The organism is Halopolyspora algeriensis (genome assembly GCF_003337235.1).
In the GTDB taxonomy this organism is placed as follows: Bacteria; Actinomycetota; Actinomycetes; order Mycobacteriales; family Pseudonocardiaceae; genus Haloactinomyces; species Haloactinomyces algeriensis.
In genome coordinates this window covers 85683-95655 of record NZ_QPJC01000016.1, presented here as the reverse complement: position 1 = coordinate 95655, position 9973 = coordinate 85683, and the positions used below count along the sequence as shown (strand labels likewise).

Below are 9973 nucleotides of genomic sequence, written 5' to 3'. Positions count from 1 at the left end.
AAAAAACCAAAAAACGGTTCCGCACAAACACACCGAACCATCGGTACACTGTCAAGTTCTCAAAGAACACACCCACCACAGGCAGGCCACGCCCCGCGTGTTTTTCTGTGTTGGCTTTCAGCCTAACCCATCCGGATTCGGCCACTCACACCGCCCCCCTCAAGGGACCGAAGCGGCCACCGCTGTGTATACGACTGAAGCAGCCATCCACTATTTTACCCGATCGAAAATCGCGCCGGCACTCGCCCCATGCAGAGCTCGCCACCACATCATTTTTCTCTCGGTTCGGGTCACCCACTCTACCACTACGTGGGAGCTTGGTTCGTGACCCCGTCAGCGCCCGACCCCAGCCTGCAATCCCGCGGATTGCGGCTCGGTCCGTTCCGCTCTGACAGGAAACAAGTTACGCGCCGACAAACGCGGAGTCAAATCAGCCCGAACCATTGCCGAAAAGGCGAAAACCGCAGGTCATCGCCTTTCCTGCATAGCAGGCGCCCTAGTGGAGCACGCGAACTCCCGCAGTGTGGCGCTTACCACGCCGGACGACGAGCCAGCGACCGTGCAACAGATCCTCCTTGGCCGGAGACCACGCGTCATCGGTGACTTTGCCGTTGTTGACATAGGCCCCGCCCTCGTTGATCGTGCGACGCGCCGCAGCCCTGCCGGTTGCCAACCCAGTGGCCACGAGCAGATCCACGATCGTCGGCTCGTCGGCGAGCCGGACCTCACCGGTCGGCACCTCGGCCATGGCCGCATCCAGCGTCGACTCGTCGAGCTCGGCGAGTTCTCCACGGCCGAACAGCGCCTGACTCGCGGCGACCACCTGCCGGGTTGCGTGCTCGCCGTGCACCAACGTGGTGAGTTCCTCCGCCAGTTTCCGTTGCCCCGCGCGCAACTGCGGGCGCTCGGCGGTCGTGTTCTCCAGCTCCTCGATCTCCTCGTTTCCGAGGAAGGTGAACAGACGCAAATACTTGCCCACGTCGGCGTCGTTGGAGTTGACGAAGTACTGGTACCACGCGTACGGCGAGGTCATCGCGGGATCGAGCCAGACGTTGCCGCCCCCTGTGGACTTGCCGAACTTGCGCCCCTCCGAATCGGTGACCAACGGCAATGTCATCCCGTGGCCGGCGACCCCGTCCTGCCTGCGGAGCAGATCGACACCGGCGACGATGTTTCCCCACTGGTCGGATCCGCCGAGTTGCAGCCGGGTGCCGTACCTGCGGTAGAGCTGCACGTAGTCGTTGGCCTGCAGCAGCATGTAGCTGAACTCGGTGTAGGACATGCCGTCGGTTTCCAGGCGTCGCTTGACGGTGTCGCGGGCCAGCATCGTGTTCAACGAGAAGTGCTTGCCGACGTCCCGCAGGAACGCGGTCACCGACAGGTTCGCGGTCCAGTCCGCGTTGTTCTCGACGACCGCACCGGTCGGCGAGTCGTCGAAGTCGACGAACCGCTCGAGTTGGCCTCGAATGCCCTCGGTCCACTCCCGCACCGTGTCCTCGTCGTGCAGGTTGCGCTCCCCGACATCGCGGGGATCACCGATGAGGCCGGTTGCCCCACCGGCGAGCACGACCGGGCGGTGCCCAGCGAGCTGGAACCGTCGCAGGGTCAGCAAAGGCACCAGGTGCCCCGCGTGCAGGCTCGGAGCGGTGGGGTCGAAACCCGCATAGAGCGTGAGCGGCCCGGCATCCAGATCACGACGCAGCGCGTCGGCGTCGGTGGATTGCGCGATCAGGCCGCGCCAGGACAGCTCGTCAAGGATGTGCTCGCTCACGCACTCAGTTTCGCACGCCCGCAATCGCCGTTACGCCTGGTCCCGGCTGCGGCGGCGTCCTCCCCTGCGATAAGTGCTCACCGCCGGTGAACCGTCCACCCAGGAACGCCAGGGAAGGTCCTCGGCACTGACGACCCCCACGCGGGGACCGGTACGCACGTCGTCCTCGTCGACGGGCATCCCGGTGAACAACCGCACCGGCGAATCCGGATCGGTGAGGTCGATCCCGTTGTGCTCCCTCGTGATTCCCAGCACGCTGGTCAGCCGGGCCGGGCCGGTGGCCAGGTGGGTGTCCTTGCGCACAGCGGGGCGGCGCTGCCGGGCCAGCTCCTCACCGGAGAGGATCTCGCCCGCGCGCAGCAGTACCGCGCCGGGCACGCCATCGGTCAGGCACACGACATTGATGCAGAAGTGCATGCCGTAGATGAAGTACACGTAGAGGTGGCCCGCGGGCCCGAACATGACGCTGTTGCGCGCTGTGCGGCCGCGATAGCAGTGCGAGGCCGGGTCGTCGCCACCGCGATACGCCTCCACCTCGACGAGCCGGATCCCCACATCACCGTGTGGTCCGCTCGACCACAGTTCGCAACCGAGCAAGTACCGGGCCACCCACAGCGGGTCGTGTGCGAGTTCCTCTCGAGTCACCTGTGTCACGGGCAGCACCGTACCCGGCGGGCTCGACGCATCAGCGGTCCGCGAGCCAGTGGCGATGGTCGGCCACCGCCGCCGTGACGCGGCGGCTCTGTTCGGCGACGCGCTCGGGGGCGGTACCACCGTGAGCGTTGCGCGAGGCGATCGACCCCGAGACGGTGAGCACCTCACGGACCTGCGGGGTCAGCGCGGGATGCGCGGAGGTGAGTTCCTCGTCGGTGAGCTCGTCCAGCCCGACTTCCCGCGCCTCGGCGAGGCGCACACACTCACCCGAGGCCTCGTGGGCGACGCGGAAGGGCACTCCTTGCCGCACCAGCCACTCGGCGATGTCGGTGGCGAGTGTGAACCCGGCGGGGGCGAGCCGGGCCATCCGTTCGGTGTCGAACGTGAGCGTGCCCAGCATCCCGGCCATGGCGGGCAGCAGCAGTTCCAGGTGCTGCACCGAATCGAAGACCGGTTCCTTGTCCTCCTGCAAGTCCCGGTTGTAGGCGAGGGGTTGAGCCTTGAGCGTGGTCAGCAGACCCGTCAGGTTACCGAGCAGGCGGCCTGCCTTCCCGCGAGCGAGCTCGGCCACGTCCGGGTTCTTCTTCTGCGGCATGATCGAACTGCCCGTGGCCCATGCGTCGTCCAGCGTGATGTAGCCGAACTCGGCGGTGTTCCAGATGACCACCTCTTCGGCGACCCGGGACAGGTTCACCGCGAGCATGGCCAGGTCGAACGCGGATTCCGCGGCGAAGTCCCGCGAGGAGGTGCCGTCGATGGAGTTGTCCACGGCACCGTCGAAACCGAGCTCGGCCGCGACCGCCTGCGGGTCGAGACCGAGGGAGGAACCCGCCAGGGCGCCCGACCCGTAGGGCGAGAACGCCGTGCGCGCGTCCCAATCGCGGAAGCGCTGCACGTCGCGGAGCAGTGCCTGGCAGTGCGCGAGCAGGTGGTGCGCCAGCAGCACCGGCTGCGCGTGCTGCAGGTGGGTGCGGCCGGGCAGGACTGCCTCGGGGTGTGCCTGCGCCTGCGCGTTCAGAGCCTCGACGATGTCGAGCACTCCCGCGACCACGCGGCGCGTGGCATCGCGCAGCCACATCCGGAACTGCGTGGCGACCTGGTCGTTGCGGGAACGCCCCGCCCGCAGCTTGCCGCCGAGCTCCCGGCCGACACGTTCCAGGAGGCCACGCTCGAGGGCGGTGTGCACATCCTCGTCGTCGACCACGGGCTGGAACCGCCCGGACTCGACATCGGCGGCCAGAGTGTCCAGGCCTTCGAGCATCTGCTCGAGCTCGGTGTCGGTGAGCAGATCCGCAGCGTGCAGCACCCGGGCGTGTGCGCGGGAGCCTGCGATGTCGTAGGGGGCCAGGCACCAGTCGAAGTGCGTGGACAGGCTCAGCGCCGCCATCGCCTCCGCGGGGCCGGAGGCGAACCGGCCGCCCCAGAGCTTGGTGGGTTCGGGTGCAGCACCGTCTTGCTGAGTCACGACGTCGTCCCTCGGTGAGTGGTTTCGGGGTCCCTCGGGCACGGGTGGAGGTGGGTTGACCGAGCGGTCCCCACCTCCCCCACGCGCTCAGCCCCGCTGGTCCCGCTTGGCGGCGATCTTGCTGGGCAGGCCCCACAGCTGGACGAAGCCCTTCGCCAGACCCTGGTCGAAGGTGTCGCCCTCGTCGTAGGTGGCCAGGTGGAAGTCGTACAGCGACTCCTGGCTGCGCCGCCCGGTGACCACGGCCCGGCCGCCGTGCAACGTCATGCGGACCTCGCCGGTGACGTGCTGCTGGGTGTCGGCGACGAAGGCGTCCAGCGCGTTCTTCAGCGGCGAGAACCACAGACCGTCGTAGACGAGCTCGCCCCAGCGCTGGGCGACGGTGCGCTTGAACCGCGCGGCATCGCGCTCGAGCGTGACGTCCTCCAGCTCCTGGTGCGCGGTGATCAGCGCCATCGCGCCCGGTGCCTCGTAGACCTCCCGGCTCTTGATCCCGACCAGCCGGTCCTCGACCATGTCCAACCGGCCGACACCCTGGGCGCCCGCTCGCCGGTTGAGCTCTTCGATGGCCTGCAGCGTGGTCACGGTCTCACCGTCGATGGCCACCGGCACACCCTTGTCGAACGTGATCACCAGCTCGTCGGCATCGCGCGGTTGGCTCGGGTCTGCGGTGTAGGAGTAGACATCCTCGACCGGGGCGTTCCAGATGTCCTCCAGGAAGCCGGTCTCGACGGCACGACCCCAGACATTCTGGTCGATCGAGTACGGCGACTTCTTGCTCACGTCGATCGGCAGACTGCGGTCCTCGGCCCAGGCGATCGCCTTCTCCCTGGTCCATGCGAAGTCCCGCACCGGCGCCATGACCTTCAGGTCGGGCGCCAGGGCGCCGATACCGACTTCGAAACGCACCTGGTCATTGCCCTTACCGGTACATCCGTGCGCCACGGCCGTGGCGCCGTGCTCGTTCGCGGCATCGGTCAGATGCTTGACGATCAGCGGCCGCGACAGCGCGGAGACCAGGGGGTAACGGTCCATGTACAGGGCATTCGCCTGGAGCGCGGGCAGGCAGTACTGCTCGGCGTACTCGTCGCGCGCATCCGCGACGACGGCTTCGACCGCACCGCAGGCCAGCGCCCGCTTGCGCACGGTCTCCAGGTCTTCGCCACCCTGACCCACGTCCACCGCGACGGCGATGACCTCGGCGCCGGTTTCCTCGGCGATCCATCCGATGGCCACGGACGTGTCCAAACCTCCGGAGTAGGCCAGTACCACCCGCTCAGTCATTGTCGTGCTCCTCGTGTTCTTTCCGCCCCGTTTCGAGCGGATTGCGGTTGTCCTGTTCGTTCGGGCCGGAGTCCGGAGACTCCGGGTGCTCACCGGCCGCCATCGTGGTGAAGCGCTGCGCGAGGCCCTGGCCGGTGAGGGGTTCGCGGGCCACGACCATCACGGTGTCGTCACCCGCGATCGTGCCGACCACCTCCAGCAGCGCCGAGCGGTCGATGGCACTGGCGAGAAACTGCGCTGCCCCCGGAGGAGTGCGCAGCACGGTCAGATTGCCCGATCCGTCCGCGCTGACGAGCAGCTCACCGAGCAGCCTGCTCAGCCGGGAGGTACCTCCCTGCACCCCCGGGAGCGGATTGCCGTCCTCGGGGATGACGTAGACGGCCGCTCCCCCGTCGGGTCCGCGCAATTTCACCGCGCCCAGTTCGTCGAGATCGCGGGACAGGGTCGCCTGGGTGACCTCGATATCGTCCCCGGCCAGCAACTTCGCCAGCTCGGTCTGGCTGCGGATGTCCCGCGACGAGACGAGTTCGACGATGCGCGCTTGCCGTGCGACTCTGGTCGTCATCGTCGTTGCACCATCCATGCCAGGAGGGCTTTCTGCGCGTGCAGGCGGTTTTCCGCCTCGTCGAAGACCGCACTCGCAGGGCCGTCCAGTACCTCGTCGGTGATCTCCCATCCCCGGTGTGCGGGCAGGCAGTGCAGCACGCTGGTTCCGGGCTTACCGGTGGCGGCCAACAGCTCGGTGTTGAGCTGGAACGGCCGGAACGGACCGACGCGGTCCTTGCCGTCGTCCTCCTGTCCCATCGAGGTCCACGAGTCGGTGACCAGCACATCGGCGCCCTCCACGGCGGCATGCGGCCTGCTGAACACCGACGCAGAGCCACCGGTGGCGGCGGCCCGCTTCGTGGCCGCCTCGAGCACCCATTCGGCGGGGGCGAAGCCCTCCGGTGCGCCCACCCGTACGTGCATGCCCGCCGTGGCCCCACCCACCAGCAGCGAGTGCGCCATGTTGTTGGCGCCGTCACCGAGGTAGGTGAGCGTCAGTCCGGCGAGATCACCGTGGCGCTCGCGGATCGTCTGCAGGTCGGCGAGCACCTGGCAGGGGTGGAATTCATCGGTGAGGGCATTGACGACCGGCACGGTCGAGACCGAGGCCATCGCGTCGATCCGGGTTTGGGCGAAGGTGCGCCACACGACGAGGTCCACGTAGCGCGACAGCACTCGTGCGGTGTCCTCGATGGTCTCTTCACGGTCGAGCTGGGTCATCCGGCTGTCCACGACGACCGGATGGCCGCCGAGCTGGCTGATGCCGACCTCGAAGGACAGCCGGGTCCGGGTCGAATTCTTCTCGAAGATCACCGCGACGGAACGGGGTCCCGACAGGGACTGCGCACCGTAGGGATCGCGTTTGAACTCGTCGGCCAGATCGAGCACCGCGAGCTGCTCGTCGGGACCGAGATCGTCGTCGCGCAGAAAGTGACGCATCAGGCATTCCCCTCGGGCGTGGACAGCAATGCGGGCAGGTCGGACAGGAATCGCTGTGCCTGGTCCGGCTGCAGCACCAGGGGCGGCGCGAGTCGCAGTACCTCCGGTTGCGCGGGATTGAGCAGATATCCGCTGTTCTGCGCGGCAGCGGTCACCCGGGGAGCCACCGCCGCGTTCAGCGCGATACCGATCAACATCCCCGCGCCGCGGACCTCGGAGATCAGCGGATGGTTCATTCCCTGCACGCGGGCCATGATGTCCTTGCCGAGACGCTCGGCGCGTTCCAACAGCCCCTCGGAGGCGATGGTGTGCAGGACCGCGAGCGCCGCGGCACACGCGACCGGATTGCCTCCGAAGGTGGTGCCGTGCTGGCCGGGGCGCAGCAGCGTTGCAGCCTCGCCGACGCCGATGCAGGCTCCGATCGGCAACCCGCCACCGAGCCCCTTGGCCAGTGTGATGACGTCGGGAACGATCCCGCTGCGCTGGAAGGCGAACCAGTGCCCGGTACGCCCGATCCCGGTTTGCACCTCGTCGATCACGAGCAGCGCGCCCCGACGAGTGGCGATGTCCCGCGCGGCCTGCAGGTAACCGTCCGGAGGAACGACCACACCGTTTTCGCCCTGGATCGGTTCGAGTACGACGGCGGCCGTGGATTCGTCCACGGCGGACTCGAGCGCTGCCGCATCGCCGTAGGGGACGTGCACCACACCCGCCGGAAGCGGCTCGAACGGTTCCTGCTTACCGGGTTGCCCCGTCAGCGCCAGGGACCCCATCGTGCGGCCGTGGAAGCCACCTGTGGCGGCCACCATCTTCGTCCGTCCCGTCAGTCGGGCGATCTTGAACGCGGTTTCGTTGGCCTCGGCACCCGAGTTGCAAAACAGCACTCGGCCGGTGCCGGCGACACCGGCCAGATTCAGCAACTCCTCGGCCAGCTGCAGACCCGGCTCGTGCGCGTAGAAGTTCGACACGTGCCCGAGCCGGGAAATCTGCTCGGTGACAGCGGTCACCACGGCCGGGTGCGCATGACCGAGGGCGTTCACCGCGACCCCCCCGAACAGGTCGAGGTAGCTCGTTCCCCCGGCATCGGTGACCTCGCAGCCCGATCCGCCGACCAGAGTCAGCTTCGGTGCGCCGTAGTTGTCCATCATGGACTCCTGCCAGCGCTGCAGCCCTGCGGCGTTGGTCTCGTCGTGCGGCATCATCCGTCTTCCCCTTCCGCGGCCGCGGGACAGTCCTGCTCACCCGAGGGAAGGACCATCGTGCCGACCCCCTCACTGGTGAACACTTCCAGCAGCACCGAGTGCGCGAGCCTGCCGTCGATCACGTGGGCGCGCGGCACCCCACCACGTACCGCACGCAGGCACGCCTCCATCTTCGGGACCATCCCGGAGGACAGACCGGGCAGCATCCGCTCCAGCCTGTCGGCGTCCAGCCGGGACACCAGCGAGGACCGGTCCGGCCAGTCGGTGTACAGGCCCTCGACATCGGTCAGCACCACGAGCTTCTCGGCACCCAGCGCGACGGCGAGCGCACCAGCCGCCGTGTCGGCGTTGACGTTGTGCACCACGCCGTCGGGATCGGGAGCCACGGTCGAGACCACCGGGATCCGCCCGGCGCGGATCAGGTCCCGCACCGCGTCCGGATTCACCGAGACCACGTCGCCGACCAGTCCCACATCCACCGGTTCGCCGTCGACGAGCGCGCTCCGTCGCCGGGCGGTGAACAAGTGCGCGTCCTCACCGGACATGCCCACCGCGTGCGGACCGTGCTGATTGATCAACCCGACGAGTTCGCGGCCGACCTGACCGACGAGCACCATCCGCACCACGTCCATGGTTTCGGGCGTGGTCACGCGCAGGCCACCGCGGAACTCGCCCTCCATGCCCAACCGGTCCAGCATGGTGGTGATCTGCGGGCCGCCGCCGTGCACGATGACCGGATGCAGACCCGCGAGCCGGAGGAACACCATGTCCTCGGCGAAGGCCTGCTTGAGGCCTTCGTCGGTCATGGCATTGCCGCCGTACTTGATGACCACCGTGGCACCGTGGAAGCGCTCCAGCCACGGCAGCGCCTCGGTCAGCACACGGGCTTTCTCGCCCGCGGTGGCCAACCGGTCGTCGGACCGGTCCTGGCTGTTCGCAGTATGGGAAGTCATGAGGAGTAGGCGCTGTTCTCTTCGACGTAGCCGTGGGACAGGTCGGTGGTCAGGATGGTCGCCGCGTGCTCGCCGAGGTGCAGGTCGATGACGATTTCGATGTCCCGGCCGGACAGATCCGCCGCACTGCGGTCGGCCGCCCGGGTACCTCCGGCGTAGAGCGTGACGCCGTTCGTGGCGATTTCCACCTTGTCGACGTCGACCTCGGCCTGCGCCCGGCCCACCGCCATCGCGATCCGTCCCCAGTTGGGATCCGATCCGAACAGCGCCGTGGAGACCAGGTTGTCCTCGGCGATGACGCGACCGATGCGCACCGCGTCGTCCTCGCTGACGGCGCCCCGCACGGTGATGTCGATCGCCTTGGTCGCCCCTTCCGCGTCATGCTGCATCTGCCGCACGAGGTCGGCGCTGACCGTGGTGAGCCATTCGGCGAACTCCTCCCCCGAGGGGCGGACGCCGGAGGCGCCGGAGGCGAGCACCAGCACGGCGTCGTTGGTCGAGGTGCCGCCGTCCACGTCGATCCGGTCGAAGGTGGTTCGCGTGGCCGCACGCAGCGCGGCGTCGAGTTCCGTACCGTCGATCACGGCGTCGGTGGTCAGCACGCTGAGCATGGTCGCCAGGTTCGGCGCCAGCATCCCGGCTCCCTTGGCGAACCCGCCGATCGACCAACCATCGGGATGCGAGACGCAGGCCTGCTTGGGACCACCGTCGGTGGTCAGGACCGCCGTCGCCGCGTCCGTGGCCGCACGCTCCGAGGAGTCCAGGGACTTGGCTGCGGTATCCACACCGGGCAGGAGTGCCTCCATCGGCAACCGCTGGCCGATCAAGCCGGTCGAGCACACCGCGACACCGATCGCACCCGTCCCCAGGGCCTCGGCGACCCTTTCGGCGGTGGCATGGGTGTCCTGGAATCCTTCCGGGCCCGTACAGGCGTTGGCCCCCCCGGAATTGAGCACCACCGCGCGCAGCCGCCGCTCCCGCAACACCTGCTGCGACCACAGCACCGGAGCGGCTTTGACCTTGTTCGTCGTGAACACACCGGCCGCGGCGTCCTGCGGACCGTCGTTGACGACCAGCGCCAGATCGGGTCTCCCCGCCTTGATGCCCGCGGCCACTCCGGCGGCCCGGAAACCGGCAGGCCCGGTCACGCTCATGCTTG

The 9973-nt window shown here is 68.2% G+C and carries 9 protein-coding genes; all 9 read right to left on the bottom strand.

Translation table 11 applies throughout. The features are described from left to right. Nucleotides 1-496: 496 nt before the first annotated feature. Nucleotides 497-1771, bottom strand: coding sequence for a tyrosine--tRNA ligase (gene tyrS / locus DFQ14_RS19680; protein ID WP_114454808.1), 1275 nt, complete (start codon nt 1769-1771; stop codon nt 497-499). Nucleotides 1772-1801: 30 nt separating this feature from the next. Then, nucleotides 1802-2425, bottom strand: coding sequence for a DNA-3-methyladenine glycosylase (locus DFQ14_RS19675; RefSeq protein ID WP_114454807.1), 624 nt, complete (start codon nt 2423-2425; stop codon nt 1802-1804). 31 nt (nt 2426-2456) lie between these two features. Next, nucleotides 2457-3890: an argininosuccinate lyase gene (gene argH / locus DFQ14_RS19670; protein ID WP_114454806.1), complete on the bottom strand. Its 1434-nt coding sequence runs from the start codon at nt 3888-3890 to the stop codon at nt 2457-2459. An 87-nt stretch (nt 3891-3977) separates the two neighbouring features. After that, nucleotides 3978-5174 carry an argininosuccinate synthase gene (locus tag DFQ14_RS19665; protein ID WP_114454805.1) on the bottom strand — a complete coding sequence of 399 codons (1197 nt, stop codon included), beginning with the start codon at nt 5172-5174 and terminating at the stop codon, nt 3978-3980. After that, nucleotides 5167-5739 (bottom strand): arginine repressor, encoded by a 573-nt coding sequence (locus DFQ14_RS19660; RefSeq protein WP_114454804.1) that lies wholly within the window; start codon nt 5737-5739, stop codon nt 5167-5169. Before DFQ14_RS19660 ends, DFQ14_RS19665 begins: the two co-directional genes overlap by 8 nt. Continuing rightward, on the bottom strand, nt 5736-6662 hold the full coding sequence (gene argF / locus DFQ14_RS19655) for an ornithine carbamoyltransferase (protein WP_114454824.1): 927 nt from the start codon (nt 6660-6662) through the stop codon (nt 5736-5738). The genes DFQ14_RS19660 and argF overlap by 4 nt, the downstream gene beginning before the upstream one ends. Beyond that, on the bottom strand, nt 6659-7858 hold the full coding sequence (locus DFQ14_RS19650; protein WP_114454823.1) for an acetylornithine transaminase: 1200 nt from the start codon (nt 7856-7858) through the stop codon (nt 6659-6661). The genes argF and DFQ14_RS19650 overlap by 4 nt, the downstream gene beginning before the upstream one ends. Further along, on the bottom strand, nt 7858-8814 hold the full coding sequence (argB, locus tag DFQ14_RS19645; RefSeq protein WP_114454803.1) for an acetylglutamate kinase: 957 nt from the start codon (nt 8812-8814) through the stop codon (nt 7858-7860). Before argB ends, DFQ14_RS19650 begins: the two co-directional genes overlap by 1 nt. After that, complete coding sequence (argJ, locus tag DFQ14_RS19640) at nt 8811-9968, bottom strand: bifunctional glutamate N-acetyltransferase/amino-acid acetyltransferase ArgJ (RefSeq protein WP_114454802.1); 1158 nt, start codon at nt 9966-9968, stop codon at nt 8811-8813. Before argJ ends, argB begins: the two co-directional genes overlap by 4 nt. Nucleotides 9969-9973 lie beyond the last annotated feature (5 nt).